Origin of the sequence: Novosphingobium resinovorum (assembly GCF_027922145.1) — a bacterium.
GTDB lineage: Bacteria > Pseudomonadota > Alphaproteobacteria > Sphingomonadales > Sphingomonadaceae > Novosphingobium > Novosphingobium resinovorum.
In genome coordinates, this window is the sequence record NZ_BSFC01000011.1 from 771,093 (window position 1) to 788,630 (window position 17,538).

The following is a 17,538-nucleotide window of genomic DNA, read 5'->3' on the forward strand; positions in this document are numbered from 1 at the left end:
ACAAACCCCGCGCACGCCCGCTTCTCCCGGCATAAAACAGGCCGGGAGAAAAGCCGTGTCGAAGATTGCCGCGATAATCGGGCGGATTTTGATCGCCCTCATCTTCATATTTTCCGGGGCGGGCAAGCTCGCCGACATATCCGCGACCGAGACGATGATCGTCGCCGCCGGTCTGCCCTCGGGCCTTGCCATTCCCACCGGGCTGTTCGAACTGCTGGCGGGGCTGTGCCTTGCCGCCGGGTTCATGGTGCGGCTGGTGGCGGTGCTGCTGGCCGGGTTCACCGCGCTGACGATCCTGTTCTTCCACGCGCAGTTCGGCGACCCGATGCAGCGGGTCATGGCGCTCAAGAACCTTGCGATGATCGGCGGCCTCGCGCTGGCCTTTGCCCATAGCCAGATGTGGAGCCACTACTACGCCATCGCCCGCGAGCGCCGGGGCGAGATCGCCGCACGCGACGCCGATGCCCGGGTGCGCGACGCCGAACTGCGCGCCGCGCGCGCCGAAGCCCGCGCCGATGCCCTCGCGCAGGGACAGGTCGCTTCGGCTCACGAACCGCGCACCGTTGTCACCGATGTCAACCATGACGGTGTGCCAGAGGTTCGCCGCGCGGGCTGGCGCAACCGCCGCTGGTTCGACTGGTAAGCTCGGCATGCTGGCCGCTGCTGCTCACTCACTGCAGCGGCCAGAAGTGAATGATGAGTGGCGTGCCCAGCACCAGCACCAGCAGCGACAGCGGCGCTCCCAATCGCGCGTAGTCGCCGAAACGATAGCCTCCCGGCCCCATGACCAGCGTGTTGCACTGGTGCCCGATCGGCGTCAGGAAGTCGCACCCCGCACCAATCGCTGTGGCCATGAGGAAGGCGTCCGGTCGATAGCCGAGATCGTCGGCGAAAACCGCCGAGATCGGCGCCATGACAAGCACGGTAGCGGCATTGTTGAGGAATGGTGTCACCGCCATCGAAGACGCCAGGACGAGCGCCACCGCGCCCCATGGCGGCATATCTCGTGCCAGTGCCGCCAGTTCCGTCGCCATGACGTCGGATGCCCCGGTCGATTGAAGCGTCCCACTGACCGGGATCAGCGCCCCCAGCATGATCAGGATCGGCCATTCGACCGCCTCGTAGGCATCGTCGACCGGGAGCGCTCCGGTAATCACGACGAGCCCTGCTCCGGCAAAAAACGCCGGTGCCACCGGCAGCAATCCGGTCGCCGTCGCCAGCATCGCGGCGGCCAGGATCGCCACCGCCAGCCAGCCTTTGCGCGTCGCTCCCAGCGCGATCTGCCGCTGCGCCAGCGGGAGCACGCCCAGTTGCCGCAACCTCCCCGGCATCGCCGACAACACCCCTTGCAGCACGATCACATCGCCCGGCTGCATGAGGATGCTGGCGGGTTTCGCGCGCAGGCTCTCACCCTCGCGCGAAATGGCAACGAGTCTCAGGCCCATCCGCTCGCGCAGCATGAGTCGACTTGCCGAACTCCCCGCCAATGCCGAGCGGGCGGTGACGACCCCTTCGATCACCCCCACGTGATCACGCGCGCGTGCGGTGTGCTCGTCCTCGTCGCCGTCGAGATCATGGCCACTGGGATCAAGCCCTCCCGCGGCTACCGCACGCTCTAGCGCATCCGGATCACCCGCGAGGATCAGAACATCGTCTTCAACCAGTACGAGGTCGGGGCGCACGTCTCCGGCAAGGCCACGGCGCAACACGGCCGTAACCTCGACCTCTCCGTCATGCTCCTTGAGAAATGCGGCGACGGTGCCGCCGACGACGGGAGCCTCCTCGCGAACCCGCGCCTCGATCGTATAGTCCGCGATGTCGAGCGCCTCTCCCATGGTCGCCGCCGCGCGCCTGTCGGCAGGTAACAGGCGATAGCACAGCCGCAGAAAGACGAGGCCGATGACCAGCAGGCCCAGACCGGTCGGCAAATAGTCGAACATCTCGAAGGGCTCGCCGATCATCTGCTCGCGCACGCGGCTGACGATGATATTGGGCGACGTCCCGACCAGCGTGGTAAGCCCGCCAAGCAGCGCCGCGAACGACATCGGCATGAGGAAGCGGGAAGGATTGGTGCCGCTCTTGCGGCCGAGTTGTCCGGCAGCCGGCATCAGCATTGCGAGTGCGCCAATGTTCTTGATCAGCCCCGAGGCAAGCCCGACCGATGCCGTGAGCACCAGCAATTGCGCCCCCGTCCGTGAGAGCCATCGTCCTGCCCATGCGACGGCCTTCTCGATCAAGCCGGACCGCTGAACGGCGGCCGAAAGCACCAGGGCCGAGCCCACGATAATGACGATGTCGTCTGAAAAGCCGAGGAAAGCCTTTTCCGGACTGACCAGCCCCAGAGCCATCCCCGCGAGCAACGCAATGACCGCGGTTACATCGTAACGAAAGCGACCCCAGATAAAAAGGGCCATCATGGCGCAGAGCAGAGCAATCGACAGGCATTGCTGAAAGGTCATCGGGCCTCGGGACGACAGGGGACGCAAGGCAGGAAATGCACAGGGACGTCTGCGGTGCCCGGTTGAACCATTGACGAGGCGGCCGAGAGGCGGCAATAGCCCCCCAGCGCAAGGCGCGGGCGGTTAGCTCAGTTGGTAGAGCATCTCGTTTACACCGAGAGGGTCGGGGGTTCGAGCCCCTCACCGCCCACCATATCCATTCATTTTCCAGAAAAATCAGGCCTTTTGGCTGCTCTGAAAAAAATCTGGCAAAGGCGATTGCACAGTTCGCCCTCCCCATGTAAACGCCGCGCCTGCCCGCAAGGCATGCCGCTTTAGCTCAGTTGGTAGAGCACATCATTCGTAATGATGGGGTCACGTGTTCGAGTCACGTAAGCGGCACCACCTTCCTAAAGGCACTTCCACCCATACATCGGCGGTTTCCCAGGCAAAGTGGCTTTCCCCTTGGGGAGCGCTTGGGTCAAGACTGGGACGCTTTCAGAAGCTTTTTGCGCGTTGCCCGTGCCACACCCGTTTTCAGAACGTACAGGGAATGATTGTTGGGCAAAGAACCTCCCAACGCCGTTCATGCTGATCAGTGCCTTAATGGGTTGGAAAAGATGCAAGCTGCTTTCGCCGATGCCATCGCAGAAGGCTAACGGTTCTACAGCTATGCCGATTCCAGCTTTTAGCTGCCGGGAGGGATGAGGTGGAGGCCTAATTCGGCGTAATCTCCCGCTTCGTCTGTGCGCTCAAGCAGCGTGGCCTTCATTAATCTGCTATCACTCTTAGCCATTGCTATTGAACAATAATGCCCCGCCACTACCTTAGCTTCAGTTCCGACGCGGCAGGTGTGAATGGCGTACCCGATCGAAAACAAACTTGTGGTGGGAATCACGTCCACCGCGCTGTTCGATTTCTCTCTTGAGCATCAGATTTACGAGCAAGAAGGTATCGAAGCCTTCAAGCGTTATCAAGAAGCCAATCGGGCAAAGCTGCCTGAGCCTGGAGCAGCTTTCCCGTTCATCAAGCGCTTGCTCCATCTCAACCGCCTTTTCCCGGAAGAATCTCCGGTAGAAGTTGTCATCCTATCCCGCAACGATCCCCAAGCCGGGCTTCGTATGATGGATGCTGTTCCCCAGTACGATCTCGACATCACCAGAGCGTTTTTCCTCTCCGGCGCTGATCCCTACCCCTACATGAAGGCGGTCAACGCCTGCCTTTACCTTAGCACCAACAAGGAAGAAGTCCGATCTGCTGTCGCGGAGGGGCACCCGGCAGGATTTGTCCTACCGTGCGCCACTTCCAACGACGACCTCGATACCCAACTACGAATTGCGTTCGACTTCGATGGCGTCCTTGTCGATGACGAAGCAGAAAGCCAGTACGCTGACGGCGGCTTGCCTCTGTTTCACCACTACGAAACCATGAATAAGGATCGCCCGTTGAAGGGCGGCCCCTTGATGCCTTTGTTGCAAAAGATTTCAAACATTCAAAAGATTGAGAAGGCCCGGTCGGTAAACGACCCGCTCAAGGCCGTTCGTGTCTCGATCGTGACCGCCCGCAATGCCCCTGCGCATGAGCGGATGATGAACACACTGCTGCATGAAGGCATTGAGGTCGACGAGCTATTTCTGACAGGAGGTATCGAAAAGAAAAACATCTTGGACGTCCTCAAGCCCCAAATCTTCTTCGATGATCAACTCGGCCATCTTGAACCTGCTGCCGAAAACACGCCGTGCGTGCATATACCTTTCGGAATAAGGAATCAGTGAGGACCGGTTTCCGCATCGGCAGGCGCTGAAATGGGACCCCTTTTCCGAAGCTAACGGTTGTGCGCGTGTCGCGACCCCGCGACTTCGAAGCCGTGCCGTGCTTCTGGGCTGAGTCTGCTCGGCGTCAATGTCGAGAGCCTCGCATATGACGGCATTTCCCGGAGCGCTCACATCTCTCGATAAATTGAAACACGTTTGGAATCGGATCACGCGATAGAAAGAACTTTTGCAATCAACCAAGTCAACGCCGCAGTGCCAGCCGATGCCTGGATGGCGATAAATATCATTATGCCGGAGAGCATTGCAGCGTGCTGACCGAAGGTTGCGTTGTCGATGAACAGTAGTGTCGCCCCGACCGCCGACATCGCGACTAGCCAGAAAATGGAGCCATTCGAGGCTTTAGATAGGTCCGCATAAGACTTCGATTCGCGCAAGAGCAGAAATTTCTCCGAAGCGGTTATTGCGAAAAGAAGAGTCACAGTTGCGATGATAAATCCCAGCAACGATGTCCCAACCGTCACCATCAACTCTGACGCCTTCGTGAAATCTTCATATCTGAATTTGAATAATGCCGGAAACCCATACTTGTGCGCGTTCGGCAAGAGATAGGCCGCAGTTATGGCGAAGATGGAATTACAGTACGGTCTTTTTGACCAATATATAGTTCCTAATCTTTCCAAAGCCCTGTCCCCCGCGCAGCATTTGCTATTGCCTCCTTTCGCTGAAGGTATGCCAATTCTATAGCTTCGAACGCTGCTGCGCTATCAATGCTTCTTGCTTTATACGACGGTTTTTTAAATTCAACGTCAGCTATCAAATAATCTTCAAGCAAGTCTAAGAATTTTGATTTTCCTGTTGTGGAATCTTTGCCCTTGATTTTTAGTTTCTCGAAATCGCGATCTTGATCAGACCTTTTTATGAGGTCCATCAAATTGATGGCTATTCGCTTCAGAATACCATCTTCTGGATTGCGAGAGTTGAAATAGACTCCAACTGTTTTTGACGAATTCACCTTTGTTTGCGCTTGAAGGGCGGCATAGAGGTTTGAATCAGCGCGCTTGACGAGACTGACATTATCGACAGGGATTTCAATTTCCAGAAATCGAACGTCCGCCATCTGCTCGATCAATTCAGCGACATCTCGCTCAAATAGCCTTTGGAAGCGTGGAGTGTGAGGTAAATTCTTACCTTTGAACAGCAGGTACTCTCCGAGCTTTCGCAAACGGGGAGCATCACGATTAAATTCTGCTGCAACGAAACCGTCTGAAAAGATAACTATGTGGCAGACGTCGATGAGGCCCGCATCTTCAGCTATAGATAGCGTTTTCTTTACGCCACCACGTTCAATAGCTGGCAAGTTGTCACGTCTCGTGCGACCAAACTCTATTTTTAGCGGGTAGTCAAAGGAGTGGGGCAACACGCTCAGCAAGGAGTCATCAGACATATCGGGCTGGTAACGCCCCTGCCCAACCCAGGGCAACCCATCGATTACACGAAGACAATCCGGCAAAAGCGGCAAATATTCTTCCGCGTGTGCCAATCGGAAAAAGTGAACTCGCCGCGTGATCGTCGGAATTCTTTGTGTCATTCCGGCATCTTAGTAGTGACTGTGGGAAGGTAAAGCCACTTAACATTCTATTTCGCGCAAATTTGAGTATCTTATATGGTTATGATATATCATATCCAAAATATTTGCGGATAATCTGCTTCAGTCTAGTAGATCCCCCAAGGCACACTTCAGCGCTTTGGCGACGCGCTCAACCACGGTGATGGTTGGGTTCTTCACCCGCCGCTCAATGCCGCTGATGTAGGTTCGATCAAGCCCAGCCTCATCGGCAAGCACCTCTTGCGACCAGCCGCGCTCCTTGCGCAACCGTTTCATGTTGGTCGCTAATCTTTGCCGGACGTCCATCCACCAGCATCAGCCGGAATGAAGACGATCCGACCACGGACTATGAATCTCATTTTTACTGGCATCACGGCGACGTTCCGATAATTGCATCGGCGCGATCGTCATTTCACGACATTAGGGGACAGCCACATGATTGACGAAGAAGCTCTGCGGAGCATCGAGAAACTGCATCAGATGAAACAGGGCGGCATCATCTCCGAAGCCGACTTTGAGAAGGCCAAGCAAGACATCCTTCAGGGCAAGCCGAAGCAAAAACCAAGGGTCGCAGCGCCCACGGTCTTCACGCCCGAAAACTACGAGCACCCTGAAATGCCAGCGGTCAATGACCATGCCGCATGGTTCGTGCTGCCCTTGCGGCGCTATGCCGTATTCAGCGGTCGATCCGGTCGCCGGGAATTCTGGATGTTCCAGATCGTAACCGTCGTGCTCACCTGTATCCTCTGGACCTCGCTCTTTGGCGAAGACGGCACAACCAATGTTGGGACGGCACTTGTTGCCGCCCTTGCCTCGCTCGTCTTCCTCGTTCCGCAACTCGCCTTGCAGGTCCGAAGGTTTCACGATCAGGATAAGTCCGGCTGGTTCGCCCTGCTGAACCTTGTGCCCTACTTCGGTCCGTTCATCGTGTTGCTGTTCATGCTGATCGACGGAACGCACGGGGAGAACCAGTATGGCCCTGATCCGTACAACCGTTGACGGCATGATCGGTCAACTCATCGCTGGCGGGTTGCTTCTCTATGTCGGCGGCACCGGCATAGCCATCCTTGCAAGGGCACTCAGCCTATTCACGCTGATGCTCTAACCACCCACCATCACCATGCTCACCAAGGCTCTCGGATCACTCCGGGGGCCTTTTTTTATGGATCACGCACATGATCGTAATTCGCACCTATGCGGCCCTGTCCGACGCCTCGGCAGTGCTTGAAGGTAATCAGGTCCACGCCCTGCTGGAAGCCCACGTTGAACGGTTGGCAGAATACGCAGACTTCGACCTGACCGATCTTGCCATGTTCGCCATCATCATGCCGGGAGATACCCTGGACAGCATCGAGGCAGAGCTTGGCCGGTCCCTCATCGACAGCGCCGGAACCTTCATCCAGCCCCCCGAAATAGTTCAAAAGCACAGCGACTGGTTCGAAGTGGCCTTCATCCTTTCCGATGACGGTTTCGGGCTTGTCCTCTTCGTGCCGATCGACCGTGGCACCGATGCAAAACTGATGGCTGCAACTGAAGCGGCCTTCGCAGAAGCAACGCAAGACCGCTGACGGTCAACGGCCTCAGGGCACCTCACCTAACGCATAGCGGCCTTAGAGCCGTCATTTCTTTGCGCCTGTGCCTTCGCGGCATGGGCTTTTGTCATTTCTGGAATGGAGAAAATTCCATGAAGATTGCCGGCTTCCTGTTCGCAGGCTTCCTCATACTCGCGGCTTTCCAGGCGGCGCTTACCGTCCTGACCTACTTCATCATCGGTTCAATCGTTATCGGCCTCATTACCCGACCATGGGAGACGATCGGCATGCTGACGGCAATTGTCGTGCTTGGCCTTGTGTCGCGTTATCCGCTGCCGGGGGCGTTGTTGCTACTGGCCGTATGCATCGTAGCCGCCATGGCCAAAGCGGAAAGCAGAACCCCACTGCGCTAAAGATGGTCGGCGTCGGCCTAACGTAAGGCGGTAGAGAGGGTAAGGGGGTAGGCGATGACCGCGACTTACCTACTTACCCGCTTTACCCCCTCTGACACGGCCCCGGCGGGAACCAGAAATCAAACTGCCATGTAAAAACCGGCTTGGCACGGTTTCCAATCTATGCTTAACACCCACCCGCTTTCGGGGCGTCTTTCATGGTCTGACCATGGATGACGTTAGCACATCACATCTCGGTCCTCGGACCACTACATCACATCAAATCATACCCGAAAAAACCGTTGCGTTCGCTTTGACAGGCGAGGTGCGTCTAGCGTTGTGCCAGACGTGTTTCCCTCCGGCGAGCGTGTGTTTTTTCAACCACTTAGCCCTTTCGGGCGGTGGAATTAGGTACACGTGATTTGGTACAGGATATAGAATACTCGACGTCGCAGCCCCAAATTTCGGCAAGCTCGATCGTCACGCCCCCAGCGGCTCGGATCGATGCACCTTCAACGATGGCGGTGACAAGCGGCGAGTTCTTAAAAGAACTCTTCTCGGAGCTTCCCGAGGGTGCAACCGTCATCGTGACTGGTAAGTCAGGGGACCCACAAGCGGGAGCTTGGTTTGCCCGTCCCGCTAGCGAGGTAGACCTCGTCTGCCCGCCACATTACAACACCTATTTCAACTGTGCGAGCGTCTATCCTACCGGCGACAGCGCCGTTCTGGCCCAAAAGGAAGTCGCTGCCGCTTTCCACGTCCTCGTTCTCGACGACGTAGGCACCAAGGTAGATCGCGCCCTCCTGCGTGATGTAGACCCGACATGGGTTATCGAAACCAGCCCCGGCAATTTTCAGGTCGGCTTCAAGCTATCAACGCCTCTGCAATCGTCAACTGACGTAGATGCACTTCTGTCGAGGGTTGCCGCAGCGGGACTCACGGACAACGGTGCAAAAGGCATGGTCCGCTGGATGCGTTTGCCGAACGGCATCAACGGGAAGGATAAGTATCGGCAGAACGGCAGACCATTCCAATGTCGTCTGGTGGTATGGAACCCGACGGTTGCTTACACTGGCGAAGGTCTGGTCGAAGCCCTTGCTCTTCCGGCTGCTCCCGTGAAAACGCGCTCATCGCTCTCGGGGGTGGCCCCGAAATATCATGGCGTGTCCGACATCAACTGGAACGTCTATCAACCAGCTCAGCCGGAGAACCCCGTGGTTTCCGCTTTGAAAGAGCTAGGGCTCTATAAGAAGCCGTTATCGCATGGAAAGCACGACGTTAGCTGCCCGTGGGCGGGTGAGCATACCGATGCACTCGACACCGGTGCTGCCTATTTCGAGCCGAACGACGCGCACAGCATCGGCGGGTTCAAATGCCAACATTCACACGGGGACCGATACCGTCTGCCTCATTTGCTGGAGCATTTAGGGCTTACGATCGAGAACGCCCGCAACAAGCCCACGATCAATCTGGTCCCCGGCGAACTGCATGGCGTCGTTTCGGCAGCGGAGGCCGTGCTGGCGACGCAGGACGACATTTACGTAGCAGGCGGCCATATCGTGCGGGCAGCCTACGATCCGAGTATCAAGGATACAGCGCTAAAGCCCCTGAGCGAGGCGGAGTTGACGTTGATCCTGTCGAGGGAGGCTGACTGGCAACGACGAAATTGCAAGTCGGGAGAGATGGAACGGATTGATCCACCGTCACGCCCCATTTTCACACTGCACCGCAGCGAGCAATTCTCTCGCCTTCGCGCCGTGCAGGGCCTTGCTCGTCAACCTTACTACCGCGAAACAGATGGCACGCTTGTCATGAAGGCTGGCTACGACGAGGCATCACAGCGGCTAGGCGTGTTTGATGGCAGCAAATTCCCGAAGGTCGGCTCGTCTCTCGAAGAAGCTCGGCGCGCTCTCGACGAGTTGAAAGAAGTCATCAGGGAGTTTCCGTTCGCATCGGAATATGACCTCTCGGCGACTATCTCAGCCATCCTGACGGCAACGGTCAGAGCGGGCTTGGGGCTGGCTCCAGCGTATCACGTCAGGGCACCGGCATCGGGCACCGGCAAATCGTTCCTAGCTGAGTTGATTGGCCTTTTCGCCGGGCCGGGTACGCCTGCTCGGTTGAGCTTCCCCAAGAGCGCAGACGAAGCCATGAAGGCTATGCTGGCCGTCTTGCTCAACGCTCCGGCAGTCATCGAATTTGACGATATGGACGATGACTGGCGACCTTTCGGCGCAATCAACAGCATGCTGACCTCGACCAGCATTACCGGGCGCATCCTTGGCGTAAGCAAGACCGCAACCGTCTCGACGGCGGCGCTGGTTCTAGGCTCCGGGAACAACGTTGGCCCCGTAAGAGATCTTGCGCGGCGTGTCGTCACCATCAACCTGGACACGCGATCCGAAATGCCCGGCGCGATCCGATATACCGGCAACCCCGTATTGAAGGTGCGGGGACATCGCGAAAAGTACGTTGCTGCTGTGTTCACGATCATCGAAGCCTGGAAGGCCGCAGGCTGTCCTAAAAGTGACGTTCGCCCAATCGCCAGCTACAACGGTTCATGGTCTGACATGTGCCGCCATCCGCTTATCTGGTTAGGACTTCCAGACCCGGCGCATTCGCTGTTTGAGCAGATGCGCAACGATCCTGACGCCGAAATCCTCGGGAACCTCCTTACGGCTTGGCATGGTCGATATGGCGATATGGCAATGCCCATCCGCAAAGTGCTCGATGTCCTTGATGCAGGCGACCTTCGCGACGCTATCGAGGACCTGCCCTGCTATTATGGCGGGAGCATCAATCGCAGCAAATTCGGCCATTACCTCAAAAAGCATGCCAACCGCATCGTAGGCGGGCTCATGCTCGAAAAGGCAGCGAACAGCGAACGTAACGCCTGGAAGGTGGTAAAGATGGAAGGTGGTGAACCGGCTTCACCCCCTTTACCGGCTTCGGCTGACGCACCGCCTGAGAATGTCGCGTCCGAGGACATGTTCTAGTCGATCGTAGGCCAGAGGGGCGCTCACTCCCGGCGTCCCTCGCTTCCTCAATACCTCCAAATTCGCCGTTGTGGCCCCGCAGGCAGTCAAACTGTGACTGTCCAGGACTGCCCCCTTGCGCCGGTCCTGCGGTGCCAAGCGGCTCCCTCATCAACAGAATTTCCACAAGGATATCCACATGCCTAAAGCAGACCTTAACGCCAAATTTTGCCGAGACGCCGAATGCCTTCCGGGGAAGAAGCGCACGGATTATTACGATATCTCGATCACTGGCTTCACCTTGGAGTGCCATGCCAGCGGGACGAAGACCTTCACATTTCGATATACGAACGAATATAGTAAGCAGTGCCAGAGCAAAATCGGCACTTATGGCGACATCACCTACGATCAGGCCCGCAGAGTTGCCCTACGGCGGCGCTCAGAGGTCGTGCTCGGCGGTGACCCTGCTGCGACCAAGGCTGCGAAAAAGGCAGTGCCCACGTTCGCAAAGCTTGCCGTACAGGTCGTCGAGCATAACGCGACGTATCAGCGTAACCCGGCGAATGCAGAGCGGGTCATCCGCTGCCATCTAGTCCCGAAGTGGGGAACGATGCGGCTCGATGAAATCAAGTCTCAGGCGATCGCCGCGTGGCTTGCGGAGAAGCGTAAGGTGCTTGCTCCGGCGTCGGTCGAGAAACTTAGGGTAACCCTGAACCGCATGTTCGAGCTTGCTGCCGAATGGAACATTCCCGGCGCTTCCCCAAACCCGGTGCGCTCGGTCAAACGTCTCAAGTTCAACAACAAACGCGAGAAATACCTGACTGCCGATGAGGCAAAGCGCTTGCTGTCCGCATGCGATGCGTCGCTGTGCAAGCAGCTTGGTTCGATCATCCGCCTCCTACTCCTGACCGGGGCGAGGAAGACAGAGCTGCTTCGGGCGAAGTGGTCAGACGTTGATCTTGAACGTCGGGCTTGGCACATCCCTTTGACCAAAACGGGCGTGCCCCGATATGTGCCTCTTTCGTCAGCAGCAGTCGCTGTTATCGAAGGTCTACGACGGTGGGACAACTGCCCATGGCTGATCCCAAATCCCGAAACCCGTGAGCCATATACGGACCTCAAGCGTCCATGGGATACTGCCCGTGATAAGGCGGGCCTTCCCGACCTTCGCTTACACGATTGCCGCCATTCCGCCGCGAGCTTCTTGGTCAACAGCGGCGTGGACCTATACGCGGTTGGCAAGATTCTTGGCCACTCTGATCACCAGAGCACGATGCGATACGCCCACCTTGCCAACGACACGTTGATGTCTGCGGTCGAGGCCGGGGCCGCCAAGATGCAACTTACCTGAACCATCGCGCCCTCTCCTCACGGGGAGGGCCACCCCCTACATCGAAGGATTTGATATGACCCAGCAGCTTGTTGCGGGCCGGACCCTTGCCGAGTGGAATCAGCAATGGCAGCCCCTCGAACATGGCCTTTCGAAGCGTCATGACGAATTACGCGAAACAGTCGGCGTGTTTCGATTCCGGCGAAAGGACGAGGTCGTCTATATCGGCTGTGCGCGAGAGTATGCCAAAGGCGGCCTCAGGAAGCGTCTTTCTGATTTCACCCGGCCCGGTGACAGCGGGAGGACGCACTACGCAGGCCAGAAGACCTATGCGAACCGCGAGCGCCTTGAAGTGGACGTAATCGTGACCGGCACGGACCATAAAGCAGGTTGGACGGCCCAGCGCTTGAAGACAGCTTTCCTCGGCATCCGAAAACCCGTCTGGAACGCCACCCGCACCTGACCTTCTATCGCCCCGGACTTGCCATGCGCAGGTCTGGGGCTTTTCCTCATTATTTTTTGCGATTTCCCCGATGCTTTAGCGCCGATTGCCATGTCGCCGGACCCGTATCTCGGACAGCGATGCGCTTTATGGCCTCAATATCGAGGCCGCGCTAGCGATCGTGAAATCAGATGCTCCCCGGCATCCCTCCCGTTGACCGCCAGAGTCGCCAGAGTGCGATCGTACCTGTTGAGCACCTGTCTTTCGGTATTGCATCCGTGAATCAAGTAAGCAATACATTGGCGGAACAAATCATGAATCAAGGAACGTTATGCTCACTTCGCTGGAATTGTGCGCTGGAGCCGGAGGGCAGGCGCTCGGCCTCGAAAAAGCAGGTTTCGAACATGAAGGCTTGGTCGAAATCGACTCAAGCTGTTGTGAGACGCTTCGTGCAAACCGTTCCCATTGGAATGTAATCGAAGATGACCTGCGGGTTTTCAAAGAACGGGCGTTAGATTTCAAAGGCGTTGATCTTATCGCTGGAGGAGTACCTTGTCCGCCGTTTTCGTTGGCGGGGAAGCAACTTGGAGAAAAAGACGAACGCAATTTGTTTCCAGATGCCTTGGACATTATTGATGCAACTCGACCTAAGGCAGTAATGATTGAAAACGTGCGTGGTTTTCTGAGTGCAGTTTTTCATGACTATAGAGAGGGTCTCAAAAAGCAGCTAAAAAAGCTAGGCTACGAGACCGACTGGCGGCTGCTTAATGCTTCTGACTTTGGCGTCTCACAACTCAGGCCCCGCGTCGTTATTGTCGCTTTGCGTTCCGAATACGTCGAAGCCTTTGCATGGCCAGAAGGTGATGGCCATAACCCGCCAACTGTCGGCCAGCGTCTGTATGATCAGATGGCTGCGAATGGTTGGCGTGGCGCAAAGAAATGGCGGGATCGCGCTGATGAAATTGCACCTACGTTGGTGGGCGGTTCCAAAAAGCACGGTGGACCCGACTTAGGGCCAACGCGCGCCAAAGCTGCCTGGGCCACCTTGGGCGTTAACGGTATGTCGCTTGCTGATGCACCCCCTGAGCGCGACTTTGTCGGCATGCCGAGACTCACGGTGCCTATGGCCGCACGTTTGCAAGGCTTCCCGGATGACTGGAAGTTCGTAGGACGCAAAACAGCGGCTTATCGGCAAGTCGGAAATGCGTTCCCACCGCCGGTCGCTCAAGCTGTAGGTGAAAAGATCGTAGCGGCCATCGCCAATTCTTCAGCGATCAAACGACGCGCCTGATCTTCAACAGTTTCTCTTGATGTGATAGCCACCCCCGGCAGTTTTGTTGGGGGTGTGTTTTGCGTAAAAAGATTCCGCTAAGTGTAATCGTCCCGACGCATCCTGACTACGTGCTGCTCAAGAGCCTTGCCGATGAGATTGAAAGTCGGGCTGGTGGCGCCTCGCCGTTGGCCGATGAGATGCCGATCATGCTTCGTGAGTGTATCGATGCTCTCATCAATACCCCGCGCACAGGTCGACGAGATTTTAATGATCTAGAAAAAGTCGAAAAGACCTTCATCGGCACCCACGTTGAAATTGTAGTTCGTAAATTTCTGCGTCTTGAGAAGGGTATCTTGGATACAGTTATCCTCGGCCACGACGTAGATATTAAATTCACGACGGGAGATAACTGGACAATTCCTCCGGAAGCGTACGGGCACCCTTGTCTTGTCATTGCCGCGGATGAAGAACGGTCTCTTTGTTACATGGGCCTAATCATCATTCGTCCAGAAGTGATGCATGCTGGTGCTGGCAATCGAGACGCGAAGCGAGGCATTAGCACCGAAGGCTTCGGGAATATCTTGTGGTTGCTCTGCGATCATCCCTACCCGCCAAATTTCTGGCGGACAGTCGAGAGTTCGGTAGTCGAGCGAATAACGTCTGCACGCTCAGGCAACGAACGCGTCGTTGCACTTTTTGAAAATGTACAAGGACGTCCCATTTCCCGCGATGTAATCGATGCGACGGCACGGCAAAAGGACTTCACCCGTCGAACGCGCGCGGATAATGGCCGAGGCAGCCGCGACACTCTGCTTCGGCAAGGTATTCTCCTTCTTACCGGAACGAAGCATCCCGAACTAATTCAAGGGCTCGGCTTGCCGTTTTGTCGTAGAGGGGAATACATTTCCTATTCGCCTAAGACTGATGCGGAATGGACGATGGCAGAGAGCCACGGTATCCCTCGTCCATAATCCTTTGGGACACTGCCGCATCTCGGCCCGAGCAAATCCGACAAAACGTCATACGGCGTCGCTCCGGCTGAACCGATAATGGCGGTTTATGAAAACTCGATTGATCGCCATCATAGCTCAGGCTTGTAAGTTAGGTCGGACGCGACTTTCATAGCGTTGGAGTCGCGCCGAACTCCTGATCCAAAATGTGGGCTCACGGGACCAGAGCAAATGGCCAGCCGTGGTAAGATGAAAGACTGCCATCATCTCCCACCTGCAATGCCAAGCGGTAGCGGGTGCCAGGGGCACTGTCTTTCACTGCCTTCGGGCAGCGCTTAATAGCGATTGTAGAATTAAGACCTTGTCCGTCGATCGCCCGGACCTCGTGCCCCTTCTCGCCCTCATGAACTTCAACAAGAAATTGAAGGTGCTTAGAATGAGCACCTTTTGCCGGACTGCTGCCCATGATGAAGGTTAACGCACTGGGGACTCTCATTAGATCAAGTCGCTGCATGTTCCGCATTAAGCTGATTTTGGAGAATAATGGCAGGTTATCTGACTTAAATTCAGGATCTTTGGCCGTAATTATTCCAAAAATAACTTTAAAATCAAAATTATCAAAAGGCTTAAGGTACGCAGATTCGTCGTTTCCGCCGATTTCAGCTACGATCAAAGCCTTTAGTTTTTCGCGCGAGGTCTCTTCTAGTTCAATTAATTCAATAGAATTAACACCTTGGTTAAAGAGGTGGCTAAGATGAGACGAACGTGTGGAAATTTTAAGGTGATATAATTCTGCCCTGCTGCCGCAAAGCGCGGTGGCATCGGCCTGAACACTGTAAATATCACACGGCTCGATGTTTGTGCTACCCGAAGGGCTAATATCAGTTTGATCTAGGCAAATAAATCTTCCGCTCCAAAGAGGAATAGCCGCATTGTAATTTTCTTCGCTATATACTGCTTTGCCATCCTTCATTCCGTCGTGGTCGTAAGGGCAAAGTTCGGTAGGTTCACATTTGGCATCGAGATAGACTTTAAGGCGCTCGACGAAGCTTTTTTCCGCTTTATACCATTTTCCTTCATTGAGGTGATATATGACGCTCGCCCCAACGGGTTCAGTATCGAAAATTAGACTGCGGTAGACGCCATATGACCGGCTAGGAACACCCTCCACGTCCGTCAACACCATACGGTACGATTTGAGCAGATCAATTGTTAGCGTATCTAAGTCGTACTCTTCGCCCAAATAGTCGTAGAAAGATTCTATCGATATATCAGGATAAATTTCACTTGACCCACCCGGTCCATGAAACATGCAACAGGTGTTGTCACGATAGTCAACTATATCAGGAATGGTTAGCGTTGTCCTTCCATCATGACCCCTTAAAGATACCATAAGTTCGTTATCGAGATCCTTGATATTGCCTGGATCATTTACGGGAGCAATGTTTTGAATATTTGGGAATGTCGTTTTATAGACTTCACTGTCGTACAGAGCTAACAACGCTTCGCAGCGACTAGCCAAGCTAGCGGGTGCAATCTTCATACTAATTTTCAGGCTGGCAGAACCTGTTGCAGTAGTAAAAAGCTCTTTATACTCTTGCTTTACCTTTCCGGTCAGGCTCTTAATAATTTCGCTGTTGCCATCAAAATCAAGGTAGGTCAGTTCAGTCGATATTGGCACCTGAGTACGCTTGCGGCGAGCCAAGCCCGGCTCAATCATGTCAGCGCTCTTCAATTCCTGCGGGTCTAAGCTGTTCAAGGTTACTCGAAGACCAAAGTCGTATTCGTAAGCTTCCTCGTTGATGTGATGGGAAACCTGACCAAAGGTGAGCGCGAAGCAGCGATCGTTCACCGACAGGAAAAGCAAAGCTCCTTTGAATTGCTGCCATAAATCTTCCTGCACACCAAAATATTCCCGCCACCACGGGCGTTTTGGATTTGCGTCCAGAATATAAAGTGTCGAGCCCTCTGGGGCATGAGTGGCGGCTTCTGCTTGAAGGAGATCATGATCGTCATTCAAGGCATTCGTGGCATCAAATCCCTGCTTCAGCAGATAGATTGAAAAGGGACGCGATTTTTGAGCCATACTGCCTCTTAATGTGCGCTTATTCGCTAATCGGCCATTGCTTGATAGGAAAAGTCTCTTAAATCAAGAGCAACGCGAAACTGATTGCTTGATTAAATTTTGTTAAAGACGGCGCAGTGCGCCACTGAACGTAGCTTATCCCCGCGAAGAACATGCTTCGCTAAACGGACTTGAGGGACGCAACCTTCTACCTCTCTCCGCGAGGCAAATAGCTAGCTTGGCTTTATGCTTCGTCACGTGTCCGCAAAATTGAGCCCGATTGGGCCGTTTTCGTTCAGAGGCTATCGGCCTGCAGTCACGAATGGATCGCTGGATTTAGGGGGCGCATCGCTGCAGCCGACCGGGTATTGACCGGGTCGAAATTCGGACTTTCACCGAGCCAAAGTGCTTTCAGTAGGAACATGCCCAGTTAGGATTTCGGCACAATCTGGGTATCGCTTGGGCGACCTGGAAGACTGGGCAAATTCCGGTATCAGAAGCCTCGGAAACCCTAGATTTCTGCCGTTCTATCGCTCGTGTTCGTAATGATGGGGTCACGTGTTCGAGTCACGTAAGCGGCACCACCTTCCTAAAGGCACTTCCACTCAGACATCGGCGGTTTCCCACGGGAAGGGCTTTCCAAGCTTGAGGAGCGGTTGGGTCAAGGCTGGGGCGTATTTGGCCGCGTCGAGAGGTCTCCCATGCGCATGTCAACGGCGGCGCAAAAGTCGGCCACGGGGCGGAGTAAAACCAGGCCAGT

At 55.5% G+C, this 17,538-nt stretch carries 16 protein-coding genes and 2 tRNA genes; 13 read left to right on the plus strand and 5 right to left on the minus strand.

Going from position 1 to position 17,538, the window contains the following annotated elements; translation table 11 throughout:
• Window positions 1-55 precede the first annotated feature (55 nt).
• Window positions 56-643, plus strand: a complete 588-nt coding sequence (locus PKE80_RS08675; RefSeq protein WP_271182115.1) for a DoxX family protein — start codon at window positions 56-58, stop codon at window positions 641-643.
• A 28-nt stretch (window positions 644-671) separates the two neighbouring features.
• On the opposite strand, the gene PKE80_RS08680 is transcribed toward PKE80_RS08675, so the two are convergent.
• The gene (locus tag PKE80_RS08680; RefSeq protein ID WP_271182116.1) at window positions 672-2,486 is read right to left on the minus strand and encodes an SLC13 family permease; all 1,815 of its coding nucleotides are present in this window, start codon (window positions 2,484-2,486) and stop codon (window positions 672-674) included.
• A gap of 90 nt (window positions 2,487-2,576) precedes the next feature.
• On the opposite strand from PKE80_RS08680, the gene PKE80_RS08685 reads away from it, so the two are divergent.
• The 3 genes from PKE80_RS08685 (at window position 2,577) to PKE80_RS08695 (ending at window position 4,213) form a co-directional block, all read left to right on the plus strand.
• Window positions 2,577-2,652 (plus strand) — tRNA-Val (locus PKE80_RS08685).
• A 115-nt stretch (window positions 2,653-2,767) separates the two neighbouring features.
• Window positions 2,768-2,843, plus strand: a tRNA-Thr gene (locus tag PKE80_RS08690).
• Window positions 2,844-3,295: 452 nt separating this feature from the next.
• The gene (locus PKE80_RS08695) at window positions 3,296-4,213 is read left to right on the plus strand and encodes a 5'-nucleotidase (RefSeq protein ID WP_271182117.1); all 918 of its coding nucleotides are present in this window, start codon (window positions 3,296-3,298) and stop codon (window positions 4,211-4,213) included.
• Between the two features lie 206 nt (window positions 4,214-4,419).
• On the opposite strand, the gene PKE80_RS08700 is transcribed toward PKE80_RS08695, so the two are convergent.
• The 3 genes from PKE80_RS08700 to PKE80_RS08710 all read right to left on the minus strand — a co-directional run bounded on the left by PKE80_RS08700 (window position 4,420) and on the right by PKE80_RS08710 (window position 6,095).
• Window positions 4,420-4,815: a hypothetical protein gene (locus PKE80_RS08700; RefSeq protein WP_271182118.1), complete on the minus strand. Its 396-nt coding sequence runs from the start codon at window positions 4,813-4,815 to the stop codon at window positions 4,420-4,422.
• 65 nt (window positions 4,816-4,880) lie between these two features.
• Entirely contained in the window at window positions 4,881-5,753 is an 873-nt protein-coding gene (locus tag PKE80_RS08705; RefSeq protein WP_271182119.1) for a hypothetical protein, read from the minus strand.
• A gap of 168 nt (window positions 5,754-5,921) precedes the next feature.
• Window positions 5,922-6,095 carry a helix-turn-helix domain-containing protein gene (locus tag PKE80_RS08710; RefSeq protein ID WP_271182120.1) on the minus strand — a complete coding sequence of 58 codons (174 nt, stop codon included), beginning with the start codon at window positions 6,093-6,095 and terminating at the stop codon, window positions 5,922-5,924.
• A 159-nt stretch (window positions 6,096-6,254) separates the two neighbouring features.
• On the opposite strand from PKE80_RS08710, the gene PKE80_RS08715 reads away from it, so the two are divergent.
• From PKE80_RS08715 to PKE80_RS08755, 9 genes are all read left to right on the plus strand, one after another.
• The gene (locus tag PKE80_RS08715) at window positions 6,255-6,818 is read left to right on the plus strand and encodes a DUF805 domain-containing protein (RefSeq protein ID WP_271182121.1); all 564 of its coding nucleotides are present in this window, start codon (window positions 6,255-6,257) and stop codon (window positions 6,816-6,818) included.
• Complete coding sequence (locus PKE80_RS08720) at window positions 6,793-6,924, plus strand: hypothetical protein (RefSeq protein ID WP_271182122.1); 132 nt, start codon at window positions 6,793-6,795, stop codon at window positions 6,922-6,924. The genes PKE80_RS08715 and PKE80_RS08720 overlap by 26 nt, the downstream gene beginning before the upstream one ends.
• A gap of 70 nt (window positions 6,925-6,994) precedes the next feature.
• Window positions 6,995-7,387 carry a hypothetical protein gene (locus PKE80_RS08725; protein WP_271182123.1) on the plus strand — a complete coding sequence of 131 codons (393 nt, stop codon included), beginning with the start codon at window positions 6,995-6,997 and terminating at the stop codon, window positions 7,385-7,387.
• A 116-nt stretch (window positions 7,388-7,503) separates the two neighbouring features.
• Window positions 7,504-7,764 (plus strand): hypothetical protein, encoded by a 261-nt coding sequence (locus tag PKE80_RS08730; RefSeq protein ID WP_271182124.1) that lies wholly within the window; start codon window positions 7,504-7,506, stop codon window positions 7,762-7,764.
• 497 nt (window positions 7,765-8,261) lie between these two features.
• Window positions 8,262-10,739, plus strand: a complete 2,478-nt coding sequence (locus tag PKE80_RS08735) for a DNA-primase RepB domain-containing protein (RefSeq protein WP_271182125.1) — start codon at window positions 8,262-8,264, stop codon at window positions 10,737-10,739.
• Between the two features lie 178 nt (window positions 10,740-10,917).
• The gene (locus PKE80_RS08740) at window positions 10,918-12,069 is read left to right on the plus strand and encodes a site-specific integrase (RefSeq protein ID WP_271182126.1); all 1,152 of its coding nucleotides are present in this window, start codon (window positions 10,918-10,920) and stop codon (window positions 12,067-12,069) included.
• Between the two features lie 55 nt (window positions 12,070-12,124).
• Entirely contained in the window at window positions 12,125-12,511 is a 387-nt protein-coding gene (locus tag PKE80_RS08745; protein ID WP_271182127.1) for a hypothetical protein, read from the plus strand.
• Between the two features lie 310 nt (window positions 12,512-12,821).
• Window positions 12,822-13,781 carry a DNA cytosine methyltransferase gene (locus PKE80_RS08750; RefSeq protein WP_271182128.1) on the plus strand — a complete coding sequence of 320 codons (960 nt, stop codon included), beginning with the start codon at window positions 12,822-12,824 and terminating at the stop codon, window positions 13,779-13,781.
• 59 nt (window positions 13,782-13,840) lie between these two features.
• On the plus strand, window positions 13,841-14,734 hold the full coding sequence (locus tag PKE80_RS08755) for a NaeI family type II restriction endonuclease (RefSeq protein WP_271182129.1): 894 nt from the start codon (window positions 13,841-13,843) through the stop codon (window positions 14,732-14,734).
• Between the two features lie 193 nt (window positions 14,735-14,927).
• Here the strand turns inward: PKE80_RS08755 and PKE80_RS08760 are convergent, their stop codons facing one another.
• Window positions 14,928-16,799 carry a DUF6119 family protein gene (locus tag PKE80_RS08760; protein WP_271182130.1) on the minus strand — a complete coding sequence of 624 codons (1,872 nt, stop codon included), beginning with the start codon at window positions 16,797-16,799 and terminating at the stop codon, window positions 14,928-14,930.
• Window positions 16,800-17,538: the final 739 nt, after the last annotated feature.

Coding starts and splice junctions, on each gene's coding strand:
- PKE80_RS08695 (WP_271182117.1), top strand. CDS start 3,296: ATGGCGTACCCGATCGAAAACAAACTTGTGGTGGGAATCACGTCCACC.
- PKE80_RS08710 (WP_271182120.1), bottom strand. CDS start 6,095: ATGAAACGGTTGCGCAAGGAGCGCGGCTGGTCGCAAGAGGTGCTTGCC.
- PKE80_RS08715 (WP_271182121.1), top strand. CDS start 6,255: ATGATTGACGAAGAAGCTCTGCGGAGCATCGAGAAACTGCATCAGATG.
- PKE80_RS08720 (WP_271182122.1), top strand. CDS start 6,793: ATGGCCCTGATCCGTACAACCGTTGACGGCATGATCGGTCAACTCATC.
- PKE80_RS08725 (WP_271182123.1), top strand. CDS start 6,995: ATGATCGTAATTCGCACCTATGCGGCCCTGTCCGACGCCTCGGCAGTG.
- PKE80_RS08730 (WP_271182124.1), top strand. CDS start 7,504: ATGAAGATTGCCGGCTTCCTGTTCGCAGGCTTCCTCATACTCGCGGCT.
- PKE80_RS08735 (WP_271182125.1), top strand. CDS start 8,262: ATGGCGGTGACAAGCGGCGAGTTCTTAAAAGAACTCTTCTCGGAGCTT.
- PKE80_RS08740 (WP_271182126.1), top strand. CDS start 10,918: ATGCCTAAAGCAGACCTTAACGCCAAATTTTGCCGAGACGCCGAATGC.
- PKE80_RS08745 (WP_271182127.1), top strand. CDS start 12,125: ATGACCCAGCAGCTTGTTGCGGGCCGGACCCTTGCCGAGTGGAATCAG.
- PKE80_RS08750 (WP_271182128.1), top strand. CDS start 12,822: ATGCTCACTTCGCTGGAATTGTGCGCTGGAGCCGGAGGGCAGGCGCTC.
- PKE80_RS08760 (WP_271182130.1), bottom strand. CDS start 16,799: ATGGCTCAAAAATCGCGTCCCTTTTCAATCTATCTGCTGAAGCAGGGA.